Source organism: Pseudomonas sp. ACN5 (assembly GCF_002303975.1).
GTDB lineage: Bacteria > Pseudomonadota > Gammaproteobacteria > Pseudomonadales > Pseudomonadaceae > Aquipseudomonas > Aquipseudomonas laurylsulfatiphila.
Window position 1 is genome coordinate 1 of sequence record NZ_MRCP01000043.1, and the last position, 1077, is coordinate 1077.

Annotated in this window: 1 protein-coding gene; it reads left to right on the forward strand. The window is 65.4% G+C overall.

The features are described from left to right. Positions 1-1077 (forward strand): DUF5801 repeats-in-toxin domain-containing protein (locus tag BSF40_RS31310; RefSeq protein WP_256589630.1); only part of this gene is annotated, 1077 nt, incomplete at both ends.

The window sequence follows — 1077 nt, forward strand, 5'->3', positions numbered from 1 at the left end:
CGTTTGGCGCCGATGGGGCGGGCACTCTGACCTATGCACTGGGCGTGGTGGCGGGAGCCTCCGGGTTGACGGACACGGCTTCGGGCCAGGCGGTGAACCTGTCGCTCAATGGCACTGTGGTCGAAGGGCGTACGGCCCTCAGCAACCTGCTGGTGTTCACCGTCAGTGTCGCCGCCGATGGCAGCGTCACGCTCGACCAACTGCGTGCCGTGGTGCATCCCGACCCAACCAATCCGGATGATTCGACGAGCCTGACTTCGGACAACCTGGTGACGCTGACCGCGACCAAGACCGACGGGGACGGCGACAGCGCCCAGGCGACCCTCAACATCGGGCAGAACCTGGTGTTCAAGGACGACGGGCCGAGCATCAGCACCACCGGCGCGGAGCCGACGTTGACAGTGGACGAGACGCTACTGGGGACCGACGCCACCCAGAGCTTTGCCGCCAACTTCAACTCGGCGTTTGGCGCTGATGGTGCCGGGACGCTGACCTATGCACTGGGCGTGGTGGCCGGAGCCTCCGGGCTGACAGACACCGCTTCGGGCCAGGCGGTGAACCTGTCGCTCAATGGCACTGTGGTCGAAGGGCGTACGGCCTTCAGCAATCTGCTGGTATTCACGGTCAGTGTCGCCGCCGATGGCAGCGTCACGCTTGACCAACTGCGTGCCGTGGTGCATCCCGACCCAACCAATCCGGATGATTCGACGAGCCTGACTTCGGACAACCTGGTGACGCTGACCGCGACCAAGACCGACGGGGATGGCGACAGCGCCCAGGCGACCCTCAACATCGGGCAGAACCTGGTGTTCAAGGACGACGGACCGAACATCAGCACCACCGGCACGGAGCCGACGCTGACAGTGGACGAGACGCTACTGACGACCGACGCCACCCAGAGCTATGCCGCCAACTTCAACTCGGCGTTTGGCGCCGATGGGGCGGGCACTCTGACCTATGCACTGGGCGTGGTGGCCGGAGCCTCCGGGCTGACAGACACCGCTTCGGGCCAGGCGGTGAACCTGTCGCTCAATGGCACTGTGGTCGAAGGGCGTACGGCCCTCAGCAATCTGCTGG